The following is a 24,667-nucleotide window of genomic DNA, read 5'->3' as shown; positions in this document are numbered from 1 at the left end:
TGACGGCAAAGAGCACCCATCTAGAAAGCGCCGATCTCGATATGCTGAATGATATGGGCTTCAATTTCCGGCCAATTATATAACCGGGTATGGCTGTGTTCGGCGGGTCCCAAAAGTGCAGACAATCTTTCATCGGCAATATAGTGGAGCCGGTGAACATGGGCGGCATGGGTATTGACTGAACTATGATTATGCGGGATATCGTCAATAAAGTAAGCCGGTGCACTCATCCCTTGCGTAAGGTGGCGAACGACTTCTCCTTTACTGCCAATATTTGCAATTAATGGGTAGTCCATATCTTTGTCTTTGAGGCCCATCACTCTGTGATGTGCGTATTTTGGAGGAATATTACTCAGTACAATAATTTGCGCGTGCTTACTTAATGATTTCAATCCTTTCGACGCGCCCTCAACAGCAGGCAAATCAACACACCGATGCTCGAAAAATTCAGATAAGAGGCCCCCAACCTCTTCCTGACTGATAGGCTCTTTATCAGCAATTCGGCGAATGTTCCCCGTCAGGGCAAATGATGACCAGTCGAAGTAGAGTTCTTGCGACGCCAGCAATCCTTCCAACCCAATCATAAAATTAAACAACACTTCATCCGCGTCCGAAATAATAAGGGGGCGATGTGGATCAATGGCCAGCTTTGCCAGCTGCGGAAGGACTTCTTTATGGATATCATTTGTCATCTAATAGTCTTCCATTGCAGCACCAGGCAGAAAGCGGCGGGCTCGAGCCGGACTGGTCGGCGGGATAGTCTGTTGCTCGCAAAACTCAATCAGGGTTTCCTCATGGGCAAGTAAAAAATCAAGAACGCCCGCCAGTATCTCGTTTGGGTCCTTTACATTCCCAATATCTTCGGGGCTCATACCAGTTTCGGTCATGAACCAATTAAGAATTTTTTCATCGCCTGCGATATAAGCTAGGGCTTGCAGACCAAGTATTTCTGATTGTTCCTGGTTCATAGCTGGATTTCTTCTAAAACAATTGAATAAAGTAATGGAAAATTAAACATATTTCGGTTTATTGGGAACTAATGATAGTCTTTAGTTTAGCATTTGGGAAAGGCGCCATGGCAAAGCGCAATATTCTTCCGGATCTTTAAGAGACAGATTTTTGTGAGTCACTACTCAAATGTACCGTTTGCTGCGGAAAATGGAAGTATCAAAATGAAGACAGTATTGATTGTCGAAGACAACGAACTAAATATGAAGCTATTCCACGATTTACTGGATGCGCATGGTTACAATACTTTGCAAACCAAAGATGGCATGGAAGCATTGGGGATAGCTCGTGAACATAAACCAGATCTGATTTTAATGGATATTCAGTTGCCTGAAGTGTCTGGGTTGGAAGTCACCAAATGGATCAAAGAGGATGAAACTTTGCAGTCTATTCCGGTCATCGCTGTGACGGCGTTTGCGATGAAAGGGGATGAAGAGAAAATTCGTGAAGGGGGCTGCGAAGCTTACATCGCGAAACCAATTTCCGTTGAGAACTTTTTGAACACCGTTAAAGAATTTTTGGACTAGCATATGTCAGCCCGTATTCTCGTCGTCGATGACGTTATCCCTAATGTAAAGATTCTGGAAGCCAAGCTTTCAGTTGAATATTATGATGTCGTGACTGCATATAATGGACCGGATGCGTTGGAATTAGCTTACAATTCACCACCAGACCTTATCTTGCTCGATGTAATGATGCCACAGATGGATGGATTTGAAGTGTGCCGTCGTCTGAAAAAGGACCCGCGTACCGCGCATATTCCTGTTATTATGGTTACAGCGCTCAGTGAAGCGACAGATCGCGTGCAAGGCTTGGAAGCCGGCGCTGATGACTTTCTAACAAAGCCGGTGGATGATATTGCATTGTTCGCGCGCGTAAAATCGTTGTTGCGCCTAAAAATGATGATGGATGAGTTTCGTCTACGCGAAGAAACAAGTTCCGACTTAGGAGTTATTAATACCTCTGAAGACGAAGATGTTGCCATTCGGCATGCCCGTATTCTGTTGATCGATGACAATGAATATTCCGTTGATCAGATCACAAAAGTCTATGCCGAAGAGTATGATGTCGTTGTCGAAAGAAGTATGGATGAGGCTCAGACTTTATTGCGCGGCGGAGATTTTGATCTCGTCGTGATTAGTCTTGATGCCGCGGAAAATGACCCTTTACGGCTTTGCTCGCGCATTCGTACGTTTGAAGAAACGCGACAGTTACCTATTTTGACCTTGGTTGACGAAGTTGATAAAGACAAACTCATGAAGGGTTTGGAAATCGGCATCAGTGATTATGTGATGCGACCGATTGATATTAACGAGTTAATCGTTCGTACGCGGACACAGATCCTGCGCAAGCAATACCAAGACCGGTTGCGACATAATTATCATCGCAGTATGGAATTGGCTGTCACGGATAGCCTGACGGGACTGTATAACCGTCGTTATATGACCAATCACCTTGACGCCTTATTGCAGCGAGCAAAATTGGATTATAAGCCCGTATCCGTATTGATTATGGATATCGATTTTTTCAAGAATGTAAACGATACCCACGGCCACGATGTTGGTGATGACGTTATCCAAGGTTTTGCCAGTCGGATCGGTGTGGGTGTACGCGGTGTTGATCTCGCGTGTAGATATGGCGGAGAAGAATTTGTCGTGGTAATGCCAGACACAGACCTTTCAGTCGCGTCGGGCGTCTCTGAGAGATTACGTCGTCAAATTGCCGATCAAGCTTTTAAAGATAGCAAAGGAACGGTCGAGTTGGAAATTACCTGTTCCATCGGCGTGACGGTGTCGCGCGAACAGGAAGACGCGGCTACGCTCTTGAAGCGGGCAGATGAAGCATTGTATTCCGCGAAACGAGATGGCCGAAATCGAGTGGTCGTCAATTCTGGAAACGTCGCAGCTTAGTTCTTCGCCGGCGATCTAAATTTTTTTGAAAAATAGCTGTCGATATGATCGGCCGGATGACGGTTGGTGCTGTACTCCGACACTTTGTTGGCTATCTGCAAGAGTGACCGATCAAAAATATCAGTAATTTGCCCTACTTTATCGTCGTGACGATTATGTTGAGTAGATGCCAGAAAGGTTATTCGCCTGTAGATCAAGCAAAGAGTGGCGGTACTTCAAAAAAGAAGGGGCTGAAGCTACTTGATTTTAGCTTCTTTAAAATCAACGTGTTTGCGCACAACGGGGTCATACTTACGCATCACCATTTTTTCCGTCAACGTCCGTGGGTTCTTTTTGGTGACGTAATAAAAGCCAGTGTCAGCTGTGCTTACCAGTTTAATTTTCAATGTGGTCGGCTTAGCCATGTCCGAAACTCCAGTCGTCTTTCGCACTTCAGCAAAAGAAATAAATAATTGAGCTCGGAAAATACGGATTTAATCGCTGAAGTCAAGTCTGACGTGCACAAATTAAAGATTATTTCCGCTGCTTTTTGATGCAATGATCTGACGAATGGCAAGAAGCACGAACAAGGAGCAGGCTATAGCGAAAATGAGGGGCATTCCATGGGGTTCAATGATCTCCATAGCAACACCTGCCGTAGCTGGCCCAATCAGGCTTCCAAGCCCCCACAACGCGCCGATAGCCGCTGTGGCCGTAATAAGATCTCCGCCTTTAAAGTCCTGCCCCAAAATGACGAGAGCTATCGTGTAGGTCCCGACCACGGCGCCTCCCCAGACAACAAGCATTGGCCAAAGCAGGTAAGGCTCAGATACCGTGAAGGGGAGGAGTAGCGCACCCACGACACCAAGGCTGCCGCATCCAAGAATCACCCAATTTCGATCATACCTGTCTGCGAGCCAACCAATAGGAAACTGCAAGATGATATTTCCCGCGAGCAGGGCGCTTGTCATCAATACGGCCATTTCCAGAGTTTGTCCGTTCTTAACGCCATAAACTGGGAGAAGCGTTAAAACAGATCCATCGAAAAAAGCTACAAGAAGGGCGGCGGCACTAATCATCGGCGCTATTTTAAAAAAACGCATGATCGAAAATTTGCTTTGGGCGCTTAAATCAGGAAATTTTCCATCCACAAGCAAAAAAGCAAATCCTGCCGAAAATACGATGAGGCTTGAAACAACGAAGGGGAAGGTGCCTTCAGCCCCAATAATAGTAATGAGAACAGGTCCAAATGCGAAACCGCAGGTCATGACGGAGACATATATAGCAATTGTCCGGCCTCTGGTCTCGTCTTTCGCAATCGTATTGATCCACGCTTCGCTAATGAGGAACAAAATGGCCATTGAAAAGCCAATCAGTAAGCGCAGGAAAAACCAAAAAAAGATATTGTCGGATATGGCGAGAGATAGAATGCAGACGGCGGCCAAGATCAAAGCACCCCATAGCATCTTGCCAACTCCGAACATGCGGGTCCAAAAGGGGATGAAAGGGGATCCAAACAAGAAGGAAATTGCAGGGAGAGATCCCATAAGACCGATTATATCACTGCCGTAACCCCGTCTCTCCAATGATAAAGAAACAAGCGGTATTGAAAGGCTCAAAGATACCGCCATGGCTGTAACCGCTGCAATTATTGCGATCAGCGCCAGTGTGTTGTCCGGCTTGTTCTCGGTCATTGAAGGGCACCAGTTTCAGATATTGCGGATGAGTGGTTTTCCACGATAATAAGTAAATAAGGGCACCTTGGTGATTTTTTGCACAGGTGTCGACAGTTTTTTCTCCATTTCCTCCAGAACAAATTCTGTGACATCCACCAGTTGCATTTTATAGGCTTCCTGAACAGAAACCCATTTGAGATCAATTAATTCGCCGGATCCGCCAAGATCTCCACTTACATGTCTGGCATGGATCATTAGAAACCGGGTATTAAATCTGATGGGACTAACGGCGGGTGTGATGGCCCGCGCTATATAGTCCAGATTGGAAAAATCAGGAACAAGTCGATCCGCATTGACTTTACCGATAATGAGCCCAGTCTCCTCGTGTGTTTCACGCACTGCTGCTGCTGCAACAGCATGGGCCATATTCGACGGCTGAGACAATAGGTTCTGCACTGGTTGCGGCAACGGTGAAGAAGGGTTTGCAAATGCATCTTCCGTATCGACCCGTCCTCCCGGAAATACATAGACATTTGGCAAAAACCGATGAGCTTTGGCCCGTTTACCCATCAAAACATAAGTTTCAGTTCCGCGCTGCTCGTAGATGACGAGGCTGGCTGCGTGCCTCGGTATTACTGGTTTACTAGGCGTTTCAGGCATACTCATTCTTCTGAAAAGACACGTTTTCCGTGGCGCATTTGAAACATTGGGACAGGCACACTCGCAATCGGATCCGGCTTGTTCTTCAAGAAGGTATCCGCATATCCGAGGACCCGTTCTGTGATAAGCGGAATATCAAGATCTAGGGCCTCACGCATCGTCACCCATTTCAAATCAAGCAACTCACCGGATCCTTTTAGGTCGCCTTCCAACGTTTCGGCGTCAGCTACAAAAAAGCGCGTGTTAAATCTTTTCTTACGAGCCGGTGGTGTGACGGCGCGTGCAATGTAATCAAGCTTTGATAAATCAGGTCCGCACGTAAGGCTTCCAAATTCATTCCAAACCTGGACACGGGAGCGTTTGGGCCCGGAATGTGAGGCGGCTAACCGTAATCCCGTTTCCTCGAATGTTTCACGGATGGCGGCAATTGCAAGGGCATGGGCGCGAGCAGGGCTGGCTCCACCACGGATCAAGCGCGCCAATACGTCTTCGCGCAATTTTTTTGCTGCAGGAATTCTGCTGTCACTGGCATCAACCCGTCCGCCCGGAAATACATAAGTATTAGGCATAAAGCTGTGCCGAGCACTCCGTTCGCCCATAAGAATTTCAATCTTATTGCGGCTTTGTCTGTACAAAATGAGGGTTGCAGCGTCTTTGGGGCGGGGGGCAGTGGTGCCGTCGGTGCGACTTTCCGCGACCGACCTTTTCTTTTCAGTGCTCATTCAATGATTTCCTATTTTTTCATTGAATATGCCTGTTTCAACTCCACAAGTCTAACTTTTATGTAAAATCGCCGCCAAATCCGTGCATTCTTCGGGCCCATTGAATGCCAATGAGCGCTCCTTTGACGCGTGGGAGCAACCAGAGTGAAGCGACCAAGGAAACGGGGAGCCAGATACTGAGCTGGATCCACGTTGCCGGGTTAAAAGTCTGTTGAACTGTGAGCAAACCCGAAATGACAAAATGCAGAACTATGAGCATGGTGAAGTAGGGGGGGGCATCGTCAGCACGCTGGTGGTGCAGTTCCAGACCGCAGGAATCGCATGTATGTTTGACTTTGATATAGCCGTTAAACACACTGCTTTTACCGCACTCGGGACAGCGGCGCAGCAAGCCATTGCGAAACGCCTGACCCAAAGGTCTTTCTGTTTGTTCGATTGTCATAATTATTCAAATCCCGTTCATTCAGCAGAACTTATCACTATCTGGGGATGATAAATACGTTGAAAAGGCCTTTGCGACACTCTGCCGCACAAGCTAATCGCTTTTTACTTTCCGAAGGGCGCGTTTCTTTCCCTTTGGCATGGTTTTCTTTTTCTTTTTTATTGGTCCGGAGCTGATTGTTTTCGCTCCAGACCGCCGATTAGTTGTGGATCGCCGTGAATTGCCGGAATTCTGAGGCCGATGTTGAACCGCCCCATCCGCCACTTCGGCGATCATGCTGGCCGTGACGATATTTACTTCTTTTAGCCGCACCGTAAGGCGATCGGCAAGGCGATAGGTTTGCCCCGTTCGTTCGCCAACAAGTGTGTGTTTATCGGCGTCAAACCGAAAATAATCATTCCCGAGGGTCGAGATCGGTATCAAGGCGTCAGCGCCTGTATCATCAAAAGTTAGGAACAGGCCTGCTCTCGTCACACCTGAAACTTTTGCCGCAAAGGTTTCGCCGACCTTATCGGCGAGGAAGACAGCCGTAAAGCGATCATTCGTTTGCCGCTCGGCGACCATAGCACGACGTTCCAGGCCGGAGATATGAACGCCGATGTCTTCAAAATCACCTGCATCAGCCTCCTCTAAACCGCCTTCACCAAGCTTTAAGGCAGCGATGAGGCTGCGATGAACCAGCAAGTCGGCATAGCGTCGGATTGGTGATGTAAAATGCGCATAATTTTGCAAATTTAGCCCAAAATGGTGCAAGTTGTTCGGGCTGTAGACTGCTTGCGATTGCGTCCGGAGAACGAGAGAGCTGAGTAATTCCTTATCATTTTCGTTTTCTGACTGGCCCAAAATCCTGTTGAATGTCACGGTTTTCATGACCTGGCCTTTGGCGAAACTTATGTTCATTTCGCGTAAAACTTCATGCAGGCCTTGCATTTTTTCCGCTGATGGCGGCTCATGCACTCGGAACATACAGGGTCGGCGTAGCTTGTTCAGCGTTTCTGCGGCCGCGACATTTGCCTGGATCATAAATTCTTCGATGAGCATATGGGCTTGGAAGCGATGCTTCTTGTGGACCGCCTTGATAAAACCGTCTTCGCCGATTTCAATTCGCCGCTCAGGCAATTCGAGATCCAGAGGTTGCCGCTTTTGTCGCGCTTTTTTAAGTGCTTCATGAGCTTGATAGAGCGGCCGAATAACGTCCTTGCTCAATATTTCAGTTGCTTCATCGGGATGTCCGTCCCAGGCATTTTGAGCTTGGGCGTATGTGAGGGAAGCACGACTGCGAATGAGCGCGCGCATGAATTTATGGCGGAGCTTATTGCCTTCCGCATCGAACCATATTTGCACAGCCATGACAGGTCGGTCGACATTTTCGTGTAGTGAGCAAAGATCGCTGGACAATTCATGCGGGAGCATGGGAACAACTCGATCCGGAAAATAAACACTATTTCCCCGTTCTTTAGCTGAATTTTCTAATGCAGAGTCTGATCTAACATAATGGGCGACATCTGCGATGGCGACAATTATTTGCCATCCACCTTTATTTTTCGGATCTTCATCTTCCGCGGCCCAGACGGCGTCATCTCGGTCGCGCGCATCGGCGGGATCAATGGTAATAAGAGGAATATCGCGAAGATCAGTCCGCGTGCCAAGCGAAATGGGCTTCGCATCCGTCGCTTCTTTTATCGTCGCTGCGTTGAATTCGGACGGAATGCCATGGGCATGGATTGCAATTAAGCTCAGGGATGCCGCATCGCCCATGGGTCCTAAGCGTTCCTTAACACGGCCTTCGGGCAGTGATAAGGTTTTGCCGGGCAGGATTTCGCACAACACAACTTCACCAGACTGAGCGCCTTCGGAGTTTTCCTCCCGGATATTAATTTCTTTCTTTAATTTTCGGTCAGTGGGCTGCACACGTCCGCCTTTTCCGACTTTCGTATATACGCCGAGAACGGGGCCTGTAGCCGCTTGCAAAGCCCGAATGACCCTTGCATCGTAAGTGCCGTCCTTGGAGCGGCTGAGGCGTGCAAGTAATCGGTCACCTTTGCCTGGAGCCTTCGACCTGCTGTTGCCGTCTTGGACAAGGTAGATAATCGGCGGCGTTGCGTCATTGTCGAGATTAACCGGTTTTGCAATGGCTTCGCCATCTTCATTTAGTCCGATCATCTCAATGACCGCCACTGCGGGAAGTGTCCCCGTTGGGGAAAGTTCGCGTTTGCGGCCCTGTTCCAGGCCGCCTTCAACCACAAGTTCTTTTAAAAGTTTTTTGAGAGGTATCCGATTTGCGCCCTTTATATTGAAGGCTTTCGCTATCTCTCTTTTACCAACAGGGCCGTCACTTTCTTCGATAAAGGTGCGAACCTGTTGTTTCGTCGGGAAGGGTGTTTTGGTTTTAGAATTTATATTCAAATTTTCCTAGTTTCTGCCCATACGGGCATGTTCATTTTGCGTCTGCCACAGTTTTTTTGGCAGCGGGCTTCTTTTTCGCTACTGCCTTTTTCTTCGGCGCGCTGGCCTTCTTGGCCATTTTTGGTTTCTTGCCACTTTTCTCAGCCCTCTCCGCTAACAGCTTCACCGCTTCTTCAAGGGTGATGGTCAGTGGATCTGAGCCTTTTGGAATTGTGGCATTGATGCCGCCATGGGTGACATATGCACCGTAGCGACCATCTTTTACGTTTATGTCGGCCTCATCCACGGGATGGGGACCAATTACTCTTAAGGGAGGCGCCGCTCTGCCGCGTCCACCACTTGGTTTTGCGGCCGCTAGAAGTTCGACAGCCCGGTTCATACCGACTGTGAGAACTTCCATACTGCTTGTAAGGCGCCCATATTTCTTATCGCATTCCACAAAAGGACCGTAGCGTCCAAGCCCAGCGGAAATCATCGTACCGGATTCTGGATGCAGCCCAACTTCTCTTGGAAGCGCCATAAGCTGTACGGCCAGCTCGAAATCAACGCTGTCCAATGGGACATCTTTCGGAATGGAAACACGTTTGGGTTTTTTCTTCGGTTCGGGTTCCCCAAGTTGCAAATAGGGACCATAGGGTCCTTTGCGCAGGGTAATCATCAATCCGGTTGCTGGATCTAGGCCGATTTCTTTTGGGCCTTCATTTGTATCGTCATCGGCGCCGTTTGTATCATCTCCTAGCTGACGTGTCAATCGGCACTCCGGATAATTGGAGCAGCCTATAAAAGCACCAAAGCGGCCTGTCTTGAGGCTAAGTCTGCCTTCTTCGCATTTTGGGCAGGCGCGCGGATCTTTTCCGTCTTCTGTTTCTGGAAAGACATAGGGCCCGAGAACTCGGTTAAGTTCTTCCAATACATCGGTGACGCGAAGTTCAGCTGTGCCTTCGACAGATAAATTGAAATCGAACCAGAAATCACGCAATACCTGCTTCCAATCTACTTTGGCTGCTGAAACGTCATCGAGTTTTTCTTCTAGCTGCGCCGTGAAATCATATTCAACATAGCGGGTGAAGAAAGAGGACAGGAAGGCGGTTACGAGTTGTCCTTTGTCTTCCGGAATAAATCTCTTTTGATCAATTCGAACATAGTCACGATCTTGCAATACGGAAATGATAGATGCGTAAGTAGAAGGCCTGCCAATTCCTAATTCTTCAAGTTTTTTTACGAGACTTGCTTCCGAGTAGCGGGGTGCCGGCTCGGTGAAATGCTGATCTTCGCGGACAACTTCAGTAGCTACTTTAGCGCCTTTTTCAATTGCGGGAAGGCGCTTGCCGTCATCATCAGCCGCATTATCATCGCGGCCTTCTTCGTATAATTTTAAAAAGCCCGCAAATCTCACAACACTGCCCGTCGCACGAAGTGTTTGTCCGTTGCCGTCGGAAAAATCGATTGTTGTGCGTTCCAGGCGTGCACTTTCCATTTGGCTAGCGATGGTCCGTTTCCAGACCAATTCATAGAGCCGCGCATGTTCCTGATCGAGATATTTTGCCGCAATAGCAGGAGTGCGGCTCATGTCGGTGGGGCGAATTGCTTCATGAGCTTCTTGCGCATTTTTCGACTTGTTCTTGTATTCTCTTGGTTGTTCCGGCACGAATTCGGCGCCATATTCTTTGGCGATGACGGAACGTGCACTTTCAACGGCTTCATTTGCCAGACTAACGCCGTCGGTCCTCATATAAGTGATCAAACCTTGTGTTTCACCATCAATATCAAAACCTTCATATAATTTCTGAGCGACCATCATAGTCCGCTTCGCTCCAAAACCAAGTTTACGCGAAGCTTCCTGTTGTAAAGTCGATGTTGTGAAAGGAGGCGATGGGTTTCTTTTCGCCGGTTTTTGCGTAACATCTGCAACCGAAAAGGCACCAGAGCGAACTTTTTCCGCGGCAGCTTTCGCCATTTCCGCATTTGGCAGCGAAAATTTGTCGAGCTTATTATTGTCCAAATACGTCAGGCGTGCGGTAATAATGTCTTTTGTACCCGTTAGGAAGTCCGCATCAATGCTCCAATATTCTTCGGGAATAAAGGCATTAATTTCTAGTTCGCGTTCGCAAATCAGCCGTAGGGCAACCGACTGGACACGTCCTGCAGACTTAGCGCCGGGCAACTTCCGCCATAAAACAGGTGACAGCGTAAAACCAACGAGATAATCGAGGGCTCGGCGCGCCTGTTGCGCGTTGACCAGGTTCATATCGAGCTCGCGCGGATTGGCAATTCCGTCTAATACCGCTCGCTTGGTAATTTCGTTGAAGACAACACGGCTAACCTTTGCCGTTTTGAGTTTCTTTTTCTCTTCCATAACCTTCATGACGTGCCAGGCAATGGCTTCGCCTTCACGGTCCGGGTCAGTTGCGAGATACAGGTTGTCGGCGTCTTTTAACGCGTCAGAAATTGCTTTGATATGTTTCGCTGATTTCGAATCATTTTGGTAATCCATGGCGAAATCTTCATCTGGTTTTACAGATCCATCTTTCGACGGAAGATCGCGAATGTGACCATAAGAAGCAAGAACTATGTAATCTTTTCCCAAGTACTTATTGATAGTCTTGGCTTTTGCTGGAGACTCGACGACAACTACGTTCATAAAAACACCGCTGACTTTCTTTCGACAATTTTGCCCAATATCTGGGTTACCTGATTGTCATATATAGAGACGCTATTCGATGATGGAAACCCTGTTTCCGATATGGCGTTCTATTCTGCCTGCTAGTTCGAGTTCAAGTAAAATCGTTAATATCGTTGCCGGATGCCAATCTGTCTGTCGAATTAGCTCGTCTATTTCTATGGGAGTGGGGCTTAAAAGTGATATGAGGTGGGGGCGTGCCATATTCGCTTCTTGTTCGTCAGCGAGACCTGAATGCCCGAAGGACTGCGTTGGAATATCCGGCTCTTTCAGCGGGCGAATACGGACGTATTTCAAGACTGCCAAAATATCCTCGGCGCTTTCAACCAGGGTCGCTCCGTTTCGAATAAGGTTATTCGTACCTTTCGCGCGGGGATCAACGGGTGAGCCGGGAATCGCAAAGATCTCGCGACCCTGTTCAAGTGCCAATCGAGCCGTAATGAGAGAGCCGGAACGAGGGGACGCCTCTGCGATCAAAACTCCAAGAGATATTCCCGAGATAATGCGATTGCGCCGGGGAAAGTGTCGGGCCTGGGGAACAGTTCCGAAAGGTTGCTCCGCTATTACGCAGCCCTGTTCACAAATTTGTTGTTGTAGGTTTGCGTTTTCACGTGGATAGGGATAGTCAATACCACCGCCAACAACAGCAATTGTGCCACCAAACAGGGCTGCTTGATGTGCCGCCGTGTCTATTCCTCTGGCAAGACCGGAGGCGATTACTATATTATTTTCGCTCAGCTCCTTCGCAATCTTGTGCGTTACGCGTATCGCCGCAGCAGATGCATTCCTGGCGCCGACAACGCCGAGGATATCTTGATTGAGGAGATGTTTATGCCCTTTTACGGCTATCACTGGCGGCGGATCCGCGATCATCGCTAAAGCCAGGGGATAATCGGTTTCGCAAGCTGCGAGCATGGACCCGCCGAAGGCTTCAATAGATTGAACTTCCATTTCTGCTCGAGATTTCGAGAAAACTTTGATGGGTTTCTTCCTCCCACCACGACGTGCTAGTTCTGGAAGCGCGTCTAAAGCAGATTCTGCGTTACCAAAACGACTAAGAAGTTGAAAAAAAGTGATTGGCCCGACATTCTCAGAGCGAATCAGACGCAACCAGCATAGTCTTTCTTCAGCTGAGAGTTCTTTCAGTTTTTCCATTTCAGTAAAGTGGCAGAAATTGCATAATCGCGTCAATTGAAATAATTTTACTATAATACTCTTTTTAAGTGGGCTTTCGGTGAGTAGCTTCTCAGAGCTAGTTTCAGTCAATTTTGGTTAGTCAAGCGGCCGTCAAAACCGAGGTGACAAATCAAATACGCCCAACCATGAAAATGGCCTTGGGAGCACTTCTTCTTGTAGCGCATCAATTGGGTTGCGCTCCATTATATCAATTGGACTATGGCCAATATGAGATGTTTCTTTGAGCGATGAACTAAGGAGTCGCACGGCCTTCAATTTACGGGGCGGGGGCGCTGATATTACTTTCTCGCTATTTGAACGGGAGCGCCGGTTTTTTTTCAAGCTGTTGGAATGAAAGGAGTAAATCTGGCGAAATCTCTCTGATTGGCGCGTAAGTGCATCTTTTTGCTGTCGCACATTTCGTGAAAAATTGCGGTCGACTGTATCTGAGAATCTTTTTAGTTGGCTAACATGTTCCTGATTAGGCGTCATCGGTTCAATGAGTTTTGCCTCTATGAATTAAATTATCTCGTTTATATAGATTTTAAATTGTTAATTTCAACCAAAAAGTGTTTAATTTTTGTTCTTACCAATTCGAGGCTCCGTGCCTTTTAACAGGCGACCAATGTTTTGATGGTGTCGTATGAAAATCAAGATTGCCATAAATCCAGCGAATTCAATACGCTGTAAATCGCCAAAATAACTAGTTCCTATAGGCGACATTTCCATCAAAATGTAGAGGTAGGCTGGTGCAAGTGCTGCAGAAATCAATGCGGAAAGGGAAGAGTAGCGCAAAATGAACGCGACAAGTAACCAAGTAACACCGACGGCCAGTCCGGCAGGCCAGCTGATGGCAAACATGATGCCTATAAATGTCGCAACGCCCTTTCCCCCTTTAAATTTAAGCCATATTGGAAAGAGATGGCCCAGAAACGCGGCTCCGCCTGCAAGAACTGCATAGTCTTGTGTCAGATATGTGTAGCAGAGAATGACGACGAGGGCGCCTTTGCCACCGTCCAATAGCAAAGTCGCAAGAGCGAGGCCCTTATTTCCGGTCCTTAGCACATTCGTTGCACCAATGTTACCGGAACCAATTTTACGGACGTCCCCGAAGCCAGCAAGTTTCGTTAGAACCAATCCAAAAGGGATCGAACCGACGAAATATCCAACGATCGCTGCCGCAAGAAACGGCCACGTATAACTAAAATCACCGAGGGGATCTGGCATAACAAGTGTCCTAAAGTTCAAAAACGACAGTGCCGCCGACAAATGTCTTCATTACGCACCCTTGAAGTAGATGGCCATCAAATGCCGTATTCTTGGATTTTGATTTAAGGGCGTCGCCCTCAACTTGCCAAGGTTTTTCCGTATCGAACAAGATGATATCTGCTGCCGCTCCTTTTTTCAATTGTCCTGCTTCCAATCCGAGGAGCTTGGCCGGGGCGACCGTCATTCGGTGCAACAGGGTCAAGAGGTCAATATCCTTATTGTGATAAAGTCGTAAGCTCACCGGCAACATGGTCTCCAGTCCGATAACGCCCGGTTTCGCCTGAGCAAAGGGGACGCGCTTGCTGTCTGCGCTTTGCGGTAAATGTTGCGAGGAAATGATATCCAGGGTCCCGTCTTTCAACCCTTCAATGACCTTAAGTCTTTCTTCTTCTTCGCGAAGTGGCGGGGAAACTCGGGCAAAAGTTCGGTACTCGCCAACTTCCAGATCATTCAATGCATGATAGTGAGGCGCTGTGCCAGCGGTTACAGGCAAGCCTTTGTCTTTCGCCCGTCGAATGGTGTCGAGGGCATCACCGGTGCTGAGATGAGCAGCATGCCAACGGGCACCTGTCATTTCGACAAGCCGGATATCGCGTTCCACCAGAATGGCTTCTGCACAATTCGGTATGGATTTGAGGCCCATAAAGGTTGCTGTTCTGCCGCCGGTCATCACGCCGCCCGAGGCTAATGTCGGCTCTTCCGCATGGACAATAATTGGCAGATCAAACATGCTGATATAGGCGAGAGCTCGACGCATCAGATTGATGTTGCCAATGGCGAACTGACCGTCGCTGATGGCGACGACACCCGCCTGCGCTAGGAGGCCAATCTCTGCCAGCTCGGTGCCGAGCAATCCTTTTGTAAGCGCTCCCGTGATGCAGACATTTACGGCGCAGGTGTTTTTCGCCCGCCGGGAAACCATTTCCACCAATGCCGGGTCGTCAATAACCGGTTCTGTAGCCGGAAAGGCGTTTATTGTTGTGACACCTCCCGCTGCAGCTGCCATACCAGCCGTTGCCATGGTTTCACGATGTTCTTTGCCGGGTTCGCACAGATAGGCATGGGCATCTACGAGGCCGGGAGCCAGGTAAAAGCCGCGGCAGTCTTCGACTGTCGCGCCGTCGGGCAAGGAGTCTGACTTGATATGGGGTCCCCAGTCGAGAATCTTTCCGTCCTGGATAAGCAGCCCCCCCATTTCATCGGTTGATGTCGCGGGGTCCAGTAGTCTGGCGTTGATCAGAGCGTGAACAGGAGACGACATTTATGCGTCCCCCCGTGTTAGGAGATCGAGGCAGGCCATGCGAACGGCAACACCCATTTCCACTTGTTCTGAAATGGCACTGATATTCAAGTCGTCGGCTATTTCTGAATCGATTTCTACACCTCTGTTCATCGGGCCCGGATGCATAATCAATGCGTCAGGTTTTGCATGGGTAAGTTTGTCTTTATCCAATCCGAAAAAATGAAAATACTCACGGACCGAAGGGACGAATGATCCCTGCATGCGTTCGGTTTGCAGGCGTAGCATCATGACGATATCAGCGTCTTTTAATCCATCGGACATCTTGTGATATACTTCGACGCCCATTTTCGCAGCATTTGAAGGTACCAAGGTTGTTGGACCTACTACACGTACGCGGGCACCCATAATGTTGAGAAGAGCAATGTTGGACCTTGCAACGCGGCTATGCTGGATATCACCGCAAATAGCGACAATAAGGCCTTCCAGGCGACCTTTACGGCGGCGAATGGTCAGGGCGTCCAGCAAAGCTTGTGTTGGATGTTCGTGGCTGCCGTCACCCCCGTTAATAACGGCGCAATCAACTTTTTGGCTAAGAAGGTGCGGCGCGCCAGAGTCAGAATGCCGGATCACCAAAACATCAGGATGCATGGCATTTAAGGTCATAGCCGTATCAATCAGGGTTTCCCCTTTCTTTACGGAACTAGAACCCACCGACATATTAATCACATCGGCGCCAAGCCGTTTACCGGCGAGCTCAAAGGACGTTCTCGTGCGTGTTGAGTTCTCGTAGAATAGATTGATTTGTGTTTTGCCGCTGAGAATAGACTGTTTTTTATCAGCTGTTCTGGAAAGGCTTGCGTAAGATTCTGCCAGATCCAACAACTGATTGATATCGCTAGCATTAAGACGCGCAATATCGAGAAGATGCCGATGGGCAAATGGGATCTTGTTTACATTTGTCATTAAAAGGAAAGTGTATAGCGATGAAGGCGGCTTCGGGCAAGTGCGTATACAAAAATTATCGTATCGCGTCGAGCGCCCCTTGCAAGATATAGGCGGCTGCCAGTTTATCTACAGCTTTCGCACGTGCTGCACGAGATACGTCGGCCTCTAAAAGTGTTCTCGTCACCGCTACCGTAGAGAGGCGTTCGTCCCAAAAACACATGGGAAAATCAAAATATCCTTCCAAATTTTTCTGGAATTGACGAATCGATTGGCAACGAGGGCCCTCGCTACCATCCATATTCAAAGGTAGTCCAATAACAAATCCGCCGACTGCATGATCATCAATGATGGTCGCAAGCAAAACCATATCATCCTTGAATTTTGTCCGCTTGATTGTGACCAAGGGAGTGCCTACTTTTAGTCCGGGATCTGAAACCGCCAGCCCAATAGTTTTGGTTCCCGGGTCCATACCCAGCAGTTTTTTTTCTAAAGGAAGTAAATGTTTCAAATAGGTGGGGTTGCCGAGGAGCATTGCTTACGCTAATTTGCGGCCAATGTCGGTTTGGCGCTTGTTTAAAGTTGAACAAATGTTCCGGGCCGACTTTCCGGATAAGCCTCTTTTATAGTAAAGGGTGACAGATGTCGCTTGATAAAGCCACTGTGGCGAAAGTTGCCAATTTGGCCCGCATAAAGGTAGAGGAAAAAGACCTCGACCATCTGGCGGACGAATTGAATAATATATTGGGCTGGATTGAACAGCTAGGTGAAGTTGATACAGATAATGTTGAGCCGATGACTTCGGTTGCGGACATGCAAATGCGCTGGCGCGCTGATCAGGTGACTGATGGCGGATATGCCGACGATATCGTTGCCAACGCGCCATCGGGTGAAGACGGTTTTTTCGCTGTGCCTAAGGTAATTGAATAATGACTGATCTTACCAAATTGACCATATCGGCGGCTTTGGATGGCATGGCGGCAGGAGATTTCTCCGCCCGTGAACTAACTGCTGCACATATTACGGCGATGGAAGCATCAAATGTACTCAATGCTTTTATCACGAAAACACCGGAGATAGCGGTGGAAGCCGCAACGGCCTCCGATACCCGACGGGCAAAAGGGGAGGCTGGACTTATGGACGGCATCCCTATCGCCATGAAAGATTTGTTTTGTACCGAAGGTGTTCTGACCACGGCGGCTTCACATATTCTCGATGGCTTTACGCCTAAATATGAATCGACAGTATCTGGTAACCTCTGGAACGAAGGTGCAGTTATGCTGGGCAAGGCTAACCTTGATGAGTTTGCCATGGGTTCTTCGAACGAGACAAGCTTTTACGGTAATGTGATTAATCCTTGGCGACGGGCAGGGGATGATCATCCCTTGGTACCCGGCGGCTCATCTGGCGGTTCCGCAAGTTCTGTCGCATCGTTTAGCGCGATGGCCGCAACCGGTACCGATACCGGTGGATCTATACGGCAACCCGCGTCATTCGTTGGTATTGTGGGGATGAAACCTACTTATGGCCGTTGTTCTCGTTGGGGCGTCGTTGCTTTTGCCTCCAGCCTCGATCAAGCAGGCCCGATGACTAGGTCCGTTCGAGATTCGGCTATTATGTTGGAAGCTATGGCCGGATTTGACCCTAAAGACAGTACAAGTGTCGATATGTCGGTGCCAGATTTTCAGTCTGCTCTGAGCGGTGATATCCGTGGCTTGAAAATTGGTATTCCAAAAGAATATCAACTGGACGGAATGAACCCGGAGATTCAGGCTCTTTGGAACCAGGGTATCGACTGGATGAAGGCAGCAGGTGCGGAAATCGTAAATATCAGTTTACCAAATACGAAATATGCGCTGCCTGCATACTATATTATTGCGCCGGCCGAAGCATCGAGCAATCTGGCCCGCTATGATGGTGTCCGGTTTGGATTGCGGGTTGAGGGCAAGGACCTGAATGACATGTATGCCAGCACTAGAGCTGAAGGGTTTGGCGATGAGGTCAAGCGTCGTTTATTAATCGGCACCTACGCTTTATCGGCCGGTTATTATGACGCCTACTACCTGAAAGCGCAGAAAGTACGTACGCGAATTGCTGATGATTTTAAACATGCTTTTCAGCATGTTGATGCGATTTTGACGCCAACCACGCCGTCGGCGGCGTTTGGATCTGGTGAAAAAAGTGATGATCCACTGGCAATGTATCTAAATGACGTTTTCACAGTACCAGCCAGCTTGGCCGGGCTACCCGGTATTTCCGTGCCTGCAGGACTTTCAGGTGAAGGGCTGCCTCTCGGCTTACAAGTGCTTGCCAAGCCATTTGATGAGGAAACTCTGTTTAAAGTAGCCGGTGTCTTGGAAACCGCTGCAAACTTTACAGCCACACCAGATGACTGGTGGAGGGGGTAATATGGGAATGATTATACAAGGTGCCACCGGGGATTGGGAGGTCGTAATCGGCCTTGAAATTCATGCGCAGGTCACGTCAAATTCTAAACTTTTTTCAGGCTCTGATACGACTTATGGAGCGGAGCCAAACACGCAAGTATCGTTTGTTGATGCAGCGATGCCTGGCATGTTGCCCGTAATTAATGAAATGGCAGTAGAGCAGGCGGTCCGCACCGGTCTCGGTCTGAATGCGCAGATTAACAAGTTCTCGGTTTTTGACCGGAAGAACTACTTTTACGCGGACTTACCGCAGGGCTATCAGATTAGCCAGTTTTTGCAACCGGTGGTTGGTGAAGGAAAAATTACCATCGATCTGAAAGATGAAGAAAGCCGTGAAATCGGTATTACGCGCCTTCATCTGGAGCAGGACGCCGGTAAAAGTCTCCATGACCAGCATCCAAGCCAGACATTTGTCGATCTTAACCGGTCTGGCGTTGCGCTGATGGAAATCGTTTCCGAACCAGATATGCGGTCGCCGGAAGAGGCAGCAGCCTATGTGAAAAAAATACGGAGTATTGTCCGATACCTTGGTACTTGCGACGGGAATATGGACGAAGGCTCCATGCGGGCTGACGTAAATGTTTCCGTACGACACCCTGGCGATGAACTCGGGACGCGTTGCGAAATGAAAAATATCAATTCTGTACGGTTTATGCAGCAGGCCATTGTGTATGAAGCCAATCGCCAGGTGGATATTTTGGAAGCCGGCGGCAGCGTCGATCAGGAAACCAGACTTTACGACCCTGTCAAAGGGGAAACACGGTCCATGCGTTCCAAGGAGGAAGCTCATGACTATCGTTATTTCCCCGATCCGGATTTGTTGCCACTGGAATTTGACGATGCGTTTATTGAGAAAATTAGAGCGACACTTCCTGAATTGCCAGATCAAAAAAAATCCAGGTTTGTCAGCGAACTAGGACTATCTCCGTATGATGCCGGTGTGCTGGTCGCGGAAAAAGAGGTTGCAGATTATTTTGAATTGGTGGCGGAAGGCCGTGATGCCAAGCTTGCTGCAAACTGGGTGATTGGCGAGTTGTTTGGCAACCTGAACAGAACTGGTAAAAATTTGGCGGATAGTCCGGTTTCAGCCTCAGGTCTCGGAGCCCTAATTGATCTTATTTCTGACGGCACTATTTCCAACAGGATAGCTAAAGAAGTATTTGAAGAAATGTTCGATACAGGGAAAGCCGCCGGAGATATCGTTGAAGAAAAGGGACTGAAGCAGGTTTCGGATACCGGTGCTATTGAAGCCGCAATTGACGCAGTTATCTCCGCGAACCCGGACAAGGTTGCCGAATATAGAGGTGGTAAGGACAAGCTATTTGGCTTTTTCATGGGGCAGGTGATGAAGGCGACACAAGGAAAAGCGAACCCAGGTGTTGTGACGCAAATTCTAAAACCGAAGCTGGATATCTGATTGGGAGTGCACGACAAGCGACAGCTCGTCGTGCACTTTACTGACTTTGTTTAATAGCTTCCGCTATGATGAAGGTCATCAACACACTTGATGAAGGTCGCGTGAATCGTCGTTGAATTTTTGACGAGAACGCCGTCGTGATCTGTAATTATCCAAGCCCAACTCGTTTTTTCAATATCTTTATGTTTGATTATGATTTTTTTATCGTATTGACGGGCATCTATTATGCATTCTTCAAAACTACTGTGAATATGTTCGGACGTTTTGATTACTTCCTTATGGTGATTGCTGATGTGCCATACCCAATGGACCTTTGTCGTATCACTGGTTACGATAATTTTTCTTAAATGTAGCGTATGTCCGGCTTGGCCCGGCTGATGCAAAAAGTCAGGTGAATGTGCAACCGGGTTGTGCGAGTTGGAATGATGATGGGCATCTTCCACACATTTGATAAATGTCGCGTGGATCGTTGTTGATTTTTTGACGAGAACTCCGTGATGATCTGTGATTACCCAAATCCAGCTAGTCTTTTCGATGTCTTTATGTTCAATGGTCAATTTACTGTGGTAATGGCGGGCATCTCTTACGCATTCTTCAAAGGTGCTGTGAATATGCTCGGACATTTTAACGACGACTTTCCTGTGATCGGTAATATGCCATACCCAATGAGTTTTTGTCACATCACTGGTGGCAACAATTTTACTGAAATGCAAAATATGGCCGGCATGATCTACTTGATGGGGACTATGGTTATGGGAGTAGTGATATGGCAAAATAACTTGATGATTATCAGCATTGGAAGGATGAGCCACCGGTGAATGATAATGCGGATGGCGGGAATATAGATGATGCGGATGGAGGTTCTCCGCATGCACCAGATGTCTCAGAGGATGCTGTGTATGAGGTGAAGTATCAATTGCTCCATAATTGTAATGTACTGTGTAATTATAATGATAGTGGTTTACGTGAGGGGCTGATGTGGCTTCGTGGTGGTAGGCATGTGGATACTGCATGTTTTCTCCATATCAATTAAAGGAAATTAGAAAAGTTTAAATTGGCAATATTCCAATGACGCGTCCGCCGGGTAATTGTGAGTAAACATATTGGCTTACGGTGTTTTTCACGAACGGCTTATTTGATTACAAAAACCATCTACGGCGGCCCTATATGCAGAAATTACAAGAACACGATTTCCAATCGATATGGCGACGCCTGTGTAATCTGGATAACTTCCATATCCTGGTAGCTTGGTGTTGATTTGCGGTATGAGATGCCCCAGGCTGTCACATCAATGCGGCATATTAAGCCGTCATACTTCAGCCCGACCTGATACCCGGAGGCCGGACCTGTACAGCGGCATCGTTGATACTTAAAGGGTTCGAGAAATTCGGGCGGCGCGGATTTCCAAAAAAGATTTTCGTCACCAAGGTCTTGAAATTTGAGCGGCTTTTCCGTAATCGTGCTTATCAACGCAATTTGAGTTTCCAAGGGCATTGTTCCTTCCTCTTCCATTTCTCGTCAGACGCGTTTCAGGATCAGATTGTGAGAATTTGGGTAATTGATTTTTCTTAAACACAGGTTCTGTTTCTGCTAGTATCCAAACATGAATTGGAATGACGTAGGACTGATCCTCACAGCAGCGAAACATGGGGAAACAAGTATGATCATTCATGCTCTCACTCAAAAAAACGGAAGATGCGCAGGACTTGTGCGTGGTGGTGCTGGTCGGCGTATGCGTGGTGTTCTGCAGCAGGGAAATGAGGTTGATTTAACCTGGCGCGGGCGGCTCGTCGATCAATTGGGAACGTTTACTGTAGAGGCCAGAAAATCACATGCGAGCAATCTGTTTGATGATCCGCTGGCGTTGGCGGCCAGCAGCTCCGCGTTGGCCTTACTTGATATCGCCCTGCCGGAGCGTGAGCCCCATCCGGCGCTTTATGACGCAAGTCTGTATTTGTTGAACTCAATGGAAAAGAATATAGACATATGGCCATCGCTATTTGTTAAATGGGAGCTCGGTCTCCTGGGTGAGATTGGCTATGGGCTGGATCTAAGCTCTTGCGCAGCGACTGGAACCACAGAAGACCTTGTGTATGTTTCACCAAAAACCGGTAAAGCCGTCTGCAGATTTGCCGGTCGACCTTATCATGACAGATTATTACATCTCCCGGCATTTTTACAACCTGACCCTATGAACCTTTCATTGTCTGCAGCGGCGCAGAAAACAGATATCTTGGTGGGCTTGGCTCTTACGGGCTACTTTATCGAGAAAGCCGTTCTAGAGCATCGGCCAAATGTTCATCTCGCGGCACGGGAGCGGTTTCTCTCCATCCTCAAAAAGAGCTTCTCGGACGTTGCATAGAGGCAATTCTTTGAAAATTCAGTGAGCTGGATAAGAAGATTACAAAACTCTGAATTTTTCCCTCCTCATTGGTGAATCTGGTGGTATATAGAAGGCATGAGTGACCATTCCCCAGTAAAGCCCGGTGAGATCGTTCCAACCTCACTGAAGGACGCCATAAGCGAGCGCTACCTCGCCTATGCGATGTCGACTATCATGTCCCGTTCGTTACCTGATGTTCGGGATGGTTTGAAGCCGGTTCACCGGCGTCTTTTATTTGCGATGAGGCAATTGAAGCTGGATCCGAATTCTGGCTTTAAAAAATGCGCTCGCGTCGTTGGCGATGTTATCGGTAAATATCATCCCCATGGAGATCAGTCTGTTTATGATGCGCTGGTCCGATTGGCCCAGGATTTCGCCCAGCGATATACGTTGGTCGAAGGGCAGGGGAATTTCGGAAATATTGATGGAGATAATGCGGCGGCCATGCGGTATACCGAGGCGAGACTGACTGTCGTCGCCGAATTGCTGCTTCGAGATATTGATCAAGATACGGTCGATTTCCGACCAACTTATGATGGTGAAGACCATGAACCGGTGGTTCTTCCCTCAGCCTTTCCAAATTTATTAGCGAATGGCTCCGCTGGCATTGCCGTCGGCATGGCGACTTCTATCCCACCACATAATGCAGTAGAAATTACTAGCGCTCTTTTGCACCTCATAAAATTTCCCAATGCGGGAATTGATAAGTTGATGGAATTTATTCCTGGCCCGGATTTTCCAACCGGCGGTGAACTTGTTGAAAAGCCAGAAAATATTCGCGAAGCTTATTTGACGGGTCGCGGTGGATTCCGGCAACGGGCAACTTGGGAAGTGGAAGACACCGGGCGCGGTACTTATCAAATTGTCGTAACGGAAATTCCCTATCAAGTGCAAAAGAGCAAACTGATTGAGCGAATTGCCGAGTTGATCCAAAACAAAAAACTACCGTTTCTTGCGGACGTGCGGGATGAATCCGCGGAAGACATTCGATTGGTTCTTGAGCCGCGGAGTAAAAATGTCGAAGCAGGGATGCTGATGCAGGGGCTCTTCCGGTTGACAGACTTGGAAAACCGTTTTTCACTGAATATGAATGTTCTTGACGCCAGCCAAACGCCGCGCGTCATGACATTGCGGGACGTCTTGCAAGCCTTTTTGGACCATCGCTTTGAAGTCTTGGTTCGGCGGTCCAATCATCGTTTGGGTAAAATCGAAGCACGACTTGAGGTTTTGGAAGGGTATCTTATCGTCTTTTTGAATTTGGACGAAGTGATCCGAATTATTCGTGAGGAAGACCATCCGAAGCAAGGCCTGATTGATACTTTTATCCTGACGGACAATCAGGCTGAGGCTATTCTAAACATGCGGTTGCGATCGCTGCGACGATTAGAAGAAATGGAACTGCGGCGTGAGCATGACAAATTAAGTCTCGAAAAAACGGAACTTGAAGCTTTGCTCGGAAGTGAAGATCTCCGGCGCGCCGCTATTTCTGATGAATTAAAAGAGCTGAAAAAGACCCTGTTGGGCATTCCAGAGATTTCTGATCGCCGTACCCGTATTGGTGAAGCCGTCGAAATGCCGGAAATTCCTTTGGAAGCGATGATCGAAAAAGAAGCCATTACCGTCATTTGTTCGGAAAAAGGCTGGATCCGAGCCATAAAAGGCCATGTGGAGCAAGGCGGTAGCGAAAAATATAAAGATGGTGACAAAGAACGTTTCTGGATCACAACAGAAACCACGGACAAACTTGTTTTGTTTGCGACAAATGGCCGATTTTATACGATCGGGTGTGACAAACTCCCGCGTGGCCGCGGACATGGAGAACCAGTTCGATTAATGATTGATCTGGGCAATGATCAGGATATTGTAGCTCTCTTTGTTCATAGACCAGATAGGAAGTTACTCGTCGCCTCTAACGATGGTCGAGGCTTCATCGTCGATGAAAATGGTGTGATTGCGCAAACCCGAAACGGTAAACAGACCTTGAACGTTTCGGGTGATAAAGAGGCGGCTTTCTGCACCGAAGTTTCAGGCGATTCAGTAGCAGTCATTGGTGAAAATCGTAAGCTGAACTGTTTTTCGATTGAGGAACTGGGCGAGATGACTCGTGGGCGGGGTGTTACTTTGCAGCGTTATAAGGATGGTGGCCTTTCCGATATCATGACGTTTAACAAGGTGGATGGTTTGAGCTGGAAATCCGGCGAACGGACACGGACTGAGCCGGATTTGACCGGATGGTATACCAAACGGGGTAATGCCGGACGATTGGCACCGAGAGGGTTTAACAAAAACAATCGATTTTCATAAGAG

Annotated in this window: 23 protein-coding genes; 7 read left to right on the top strand and 16 right to left on the bottom strand. The window is 48.1% G+C overall.

The genetic code is table 11. The features are described 5' to 3' along the window. Positions 1–20: 20 nt before the first annotated feature. Both V7723_RS12645 and V7723_RS12640 read right to left on the bottom strand, forming a co-directional pair. On the bottom strand, positions 21–692 hold the full coding sequence (locus V7723_RS12645) for a hypothetical protein (protein ID WP_335684838.1): 672 nt from the start codon (positions 690–692) through the stop codon (positions 21–23). Continuing rightward, a complete protein-coding gene (locus V7723_RS12640) occupies positions 693–968 on the bottom strand; it encodes a DUF3572 domain-containing protein (protein WP_335684837.1) in 276 nt (91 codons plus the stop codon). 204 nt (positions 969–1,172) lie between these two features. Between V7723_RS12640 and V7723_RS12635 the strand changes: the two genes are divergently transcribed. Further along, the gene (locus tag V7723_RS12635; protein ID WP_251932956.1) at positions 1,173–1,535 is read left to right on the top strand and encodes a response regulator; all 363 of its coding nucleotides are present in this window, start codon (positions 1,173–1,175) and stop codon (positions 1,533–1,535) included. Positions 1,536–1,538: 3 nt separating this feature from the next. After that, the gene (locus V7723_RS12630) at positions 1,539–2,918 is read left to right on the top strand and encodes a PleD family two-component system response regulator (RefSeq protein ID WP_335684836.1); all 1,380 of its coding nucleotides are present in this window, start codon (positions 1,539–1,541) and stop codon (positions 2,916–2,918) included. Positions 2,919–3,154: 236 nt separating this feature from the next. On the opposite strand, the gene rpmG is transcribed toward V7723_RS12630, so the two are convergent. From rpmG to ruvX, 12 genes are all read right to left on the bottom strand, one after another. Then, complete coding sequence (gene rpmG, locus V7723_RS12625) at positions 3,155–3,322, bottom strand: 50S ribosomal protein L33 (protein ID WP_335684835.1); 168 nt, start codon at positions 3,320–3,322, stop codon at positions 3,155–3,157. Between the two features lie 102 nt (positions 3,323–3,424). Next, complete coding sequence (locus tag V7723_RS12620; protein WP_335684834.1) at positions 3,425–4,591, bottom strand: MFS transporter; 1,167 nt, start codon at positions 4,589–4,591, stop codon at positions 3,425–3,427. Positions 4,592–4,606: 15 nt separating this feature from the next. Next, the gene (locus tag V7723_RS12615) at positions 4,607–5,233 is read right to left on the bottom strand and encodes an NUDIX hydrolase (protein WP_335684833.1); all 627 of its coding nucleotides are present in this window, start codon (positions 5,231–5,233) and stop codon (positions 4,607–4,609) included. Between the two features lie 2 nt (positions 5,234–5,235). Beyond that, positions 5,236–5,955 carry an NUDIX hydrolase gene (locus V7723_RS12610; protein WP_335684832.1) on the bottom strand — a complete coding sequence of 240 codons (720 nt, stop codon included), beginning with the start codon at positions 5,953–5,955 and terminating at the stop codon, positions 5,236–5,238. Between the two features lie 58 nt (positions 5,956–6,013). Then, on the bottom strand, positions 6,014–6,397 hold the full coding sequence (locus V7723_RS12605) for a DUF983 domain-containing protein (RefSeq protein WP_335684831.1): 384 nt from the start codon (positions 6,395–6,397) through the stop codon (positions 6,014–6,016). 93 nt (positions 6,398–6,490) lie between these two features. Further along, on the bottom strand, positions 6,491–8,803 hold the full coding sequence (gene rnr, locus V7723_RS12600; RefSeq protein ID WP_335684830.1) for a ribonuclease R: 2,313 nt from the start codon (positions 8,801–8,803) through the stop codon (positions 6,491–6,493). 31 nt (positions 8,804–8,834) lie between these two features. After that, a complete protein-coding gene (gene topA / locus V7723_RS12595) occupies positions 8,835–11,444 on the bottom strand; it encodes a type I DNA topoisomerase (protein ID WP_335684829.1) in 2,610 nt (869 codons plus the stop codon). Between the two features lie 72 nt (positions 11,445–11,516). Continuing rightward, entirely contained in the window at positions 11,517–12,638 is a 1,122-nt protein-coding gene (gene dprA / locus V7723_RS12590; RefSeq protein ID WP_335684828.1) for a DNA-processing protein DprA, read from the bottom strand. A gap of 594 nt (positions 12,639–13,232) precedes the next feature. Further along, positions 13,233–13,886: a glycerol-3-phosphate 1-O-acyltransferase PlsY gene (plsY, locus tag V7723_RS12585; RefSeq protein ID WP_335684827.1), complete on the bottom strand. Its 654-nt coding sequence runs from the start codon at positions 13,884–13,886 to the stop codon at positions 13,233–13,235. A gap of 10 nt (positions 13,887–13,896) precedes the next feature. Continuing rightward, positions 13,897–15,189 carry a dihydroorotase gene (pyrC, locus tag V7723_RS12580; protein WP_335684826.1) on the bottom strand — a complete coding sequence of 431 codons (1,293 nt, stop codon included), beginning with the start codon at positions 15,187–15,189 and terminating at the stop codon, positions 13,897–13,899. After that, the gene (locus V7723_RS12575) at positions 15,190–16,134 is read right to left on the bottom strand and encodes an aspartate carbamoyltransferase catalytic subunit (protein ID WP_335684825.1); all 945 of its coding nucleotides are present in this window, start codon (positions 16,132–16,134) and stop codon (positions 15,190–15,192) included. A 55-nt stretch (positions 16,135–16,189) separates the two neighbouring features. Beyond that, complete coding sequence (gene ruvX, locus V7723_RS12570; RefSeq protein ID WP_335684824.1) at positions 16,190–16,648, bottom strand: Holliday junction resolvase RuvX; 459 nt, start codon at positions 16,646–16,648, stop codon at positions 16,190–16,192. Positions 16,649–16,755: 107 nt separating this feature from the next. Between ruvX and gatC the strand changes: the two genes are divergently transcribed. From gatC to gatB, 3 genes are read left to right on the top strand one after another with little or no spacing between them, the layout of a single operon-like run. After that, positions 16,756–17,043, top strand: coding sequence for an Asp-tRNA(Asn)/Glu-tRNA(Gln) amidotransferase subunit GatC (gatC, locus tag V7723_RS12565; protein ID WP_335684823.1), 288 nt, complete (start codon positions 16,756–16,758; stop codon positions 17,041–17,043). Next, on the top strand, positions 17,043–18,521 hold the full coding sequence (gene gatA / locus V7723_RS12560) for an Asp-tRNA(Asn)/Glu-tRNA(Gln) amidotransferase subunit GatA (RefSeq protein ID WP_335684822.1): 1,479 nt from the start codon (positions 17,043–17,045) through the stop codon (positions 18,519–18,521). The genes gatC and gatA overlap by 1 nt, the downstream gene beginning before the upstream one ends. A 1-nt stretch (position 18,522) precedes the next feature. After that, a complete protein-coding gene (gatB, locus tag V7723_RS12555) occupies positions 18,523–19,977 on the top strand; it encodes an Asp-tRNA(Asn)/Glu-tRNA(Gln) amidotransferase subunit GatB (RefSeq protein ID WP_335684821.1) in 1,455 nt (484 codons plus the stop codon). Positions 19,978–20,027: 50 nt separating this feature from the next. On the opposite strand, the gene V7723_RS12550 is transcribed toward gatB, so the two are convergent. Next, complete coding sequence (locus V7723_RS12550) at positions 20,028–20,990, bottom strand: hypothetical protein (RefSeq protein WP_335684820.1); 963 nt, start codon at positions 20,988–20,990, stop codon at positions 20,028–20,030. 163 nt (positions 20,991–21,153) lie between these two features. Then, positions 21,154–21,471 (bottom strand): hypothetical protein, encoded by a 318-nt coding sequence (locus V7723_RS12545; RefSeq protein ID WP_335684819.1) that lies wholly within the window; start codon positions 21,469–21,471, stop codon positions 21,154–21,156. A gap of 109 nt (positions 21,472–21,580) precedes the next feature. Here V7723_RS12545 and recO point away from each other — a divergent pair, with 109 nt between their 5' ends. Next, positions 21,581–22,339 (top strand): DNA repair protein RecO, encoded by a 759-nt coding sequence (gene recO, locus V7723_RS12540; RefSeq protein WP_335684818.1) that lies wholly within the window; start codon positions 21,581–21,583, stop codon positions 22,337–22,339. Positions 22,340–22,435: 96 nt separating this feature from the next. Continuing rightward, positions 22,436–24,664 (top strand): DNA topoisomerase IV subunit A, encoded by a 2,229-nt coding sequence (gene parC, locus V7723_RS12535; RefSeq protein ID WP_335684817.1) that lies wholly within the window; start codon positions 22,436–22,438, stop codon positions 24,662–24,664. Positions 24,665–24,667: the final 3 nt, after the last annotated feature.

It is taken from the genome of Sneathiella sp. (assembly GCF_036960985.1).
Taxonomy (GTDB): Bacteria; Pseudomonadota; Alphaproteobacteria; order Sneathiellales; family Sneathiellaceae; genus Sneathiella.
This window is presented reverse-complemented; position numbering and strand designations above follow the sequence as displayed.

Bases quoted from the DNA above. Each gene is read 5' to 3' on its own strand.
- V7723_RS12645 (WP_335684838.1), bottom strand. From the start codon at position 692: ATGACAAATGATATCCATAAAGAAGTCCTTCCGCAGCTGGCAAAGCTG.
- V7723_RS12640 (WP_335684837.1), bottom strand. From the start codon at position 968: ATGAACCAGGAACAATCAGAAATACTTGGTCTGCAAGCCCTAGCTTAT.
- V7723_RS12635 (WP_251932956.1), top strand. From the start codon at position 1,173: ATGAAGACAGTATTGATTGTCGAAGACAACGAACTAAATATGAAGCTA.
- V7723_RS12630 (WP_335684836.1), top strand. From the start codon at position 1,539: ATGTCAGCCCGTATTCTCGTCGTCGATGACGTTATCCCTAATGTAAAG.
- rpmG (WP_335684835.1), bottom strand. From the start codon at position 3,322: ATGGCTAAGCCGACCACATTGAAAATTAAACTGGTAAGCACAGCTGAC.
- V7723_RS12620 (WP_335684834.1), bottom strand. From the start codon at position 4,591: ATGACCGAGAACAAGCCGGACAACACACTGGCGCTGATCGCAATAATT.
- V7723_RS12615 (WP_335684833.1), bottom strand. From the start codon at position 5,233: ATGCCTGAAACGCCTAGTAAACCAGTAATACCGAGGCACGCAGCCAGC.
- V7723_RS12610 (WP_335684832.1), bottom strand. From the start codon at position 5,955: ATGAGCACTGAAAAGAAAAGGTCGGTCGCGGAAAGTCGCACCGACGGC.
- V7723_RS12605 (WP_335684831.1), bottom strand. From the start codon at position 6,397: ATGACAATCGAACAAACAGAAAGACCTTTGGGTCAGGCGTTTCGCAAT.
- topA (WP_335684829.1), bottom strand. From the start codon at position 11,444: ATGAACGTAGTTGTCGTCGAGTCTCCAGCAAAAGCCAAGACTATCAAT.
- dprA (WP_335684828.1), bottom strand. From the start codon at position 12,638: ATGGAAAAACTGAAAGAACTCTCAGCTGAAGAAAGACTATGCTGGTTG.
- plsY (WP_335684827.1), bottom strand. From the start codon at position 13,886: ATGCCAGATCCCCTCGGTGATTTTAGTTATACGTGGCCGTTTCTTGCG.
- pyrC (WP_335684826.1), bottom strand. From the start codon at position 15,189: ATGTCGTCTCCTGTTCACGCTCTGATCAACGCCAGACTACTGGACCCC.
- V7723_RS12575 (WP_335684825.1), bottom strand. From the start codon at position 16,134: ATGACAAATGTAAACAAGATCCCATTTGCCCATCGGCATCTTCTCGAT.
- ruvX (WP_335684824.1), bottom strand. From the start codon at position 16,648: ATGCTCCTCGGCAACCCCACCTATTTGAAACATTTACTTCCTTTAGAA.
- gatC (WP_335684823.1), top strand. From the start codon at position 16,756: ATGTCGCTTGATAAAGCCACTGTGGCGAAAGTTGCCAATTTGGCCCGC.
- gatA (WP_335684822.1), top strand. From the start codon at position 17,043: ATGACTGATCTTACCAAATTGACCATATCGGCGGCTTTGGATGGCATG.
- gatB (WP_335684821.1), top strand. From the start codon at position 18,523: ATGGGAATGATTATACAAGGTGCCACCGGGGATTGGGAGGTCGTAATC.
- V7723_RS12550 (WP_335684820.1), bottom strand. From the start codon at position 20,990: ATGCAGTATCCACATGCCTACCACCACGAAGCCACATCAGCCCCTCAC.
- V7723_RS12545 (WP_335684819.1), bottom strand. From the start codon at position 21,471: ATGCCCTTGGAAACTCAAATTGCGTTGATAAGCACGATTACGGAAAAG.
- recO (WP_335684818.1), top strand. From the start codon at position 21,581: ATGAATTGGAATGACGTAGGACTGATCCTCACAGCAGCGAAACATGGG.
- parC (WP_335684817.1), top strand. From the start codon at position 22,436: ATGAGTGACCATTCCCCAGTAAAGCCCGGTGAGATCGTTCCAACCTCA.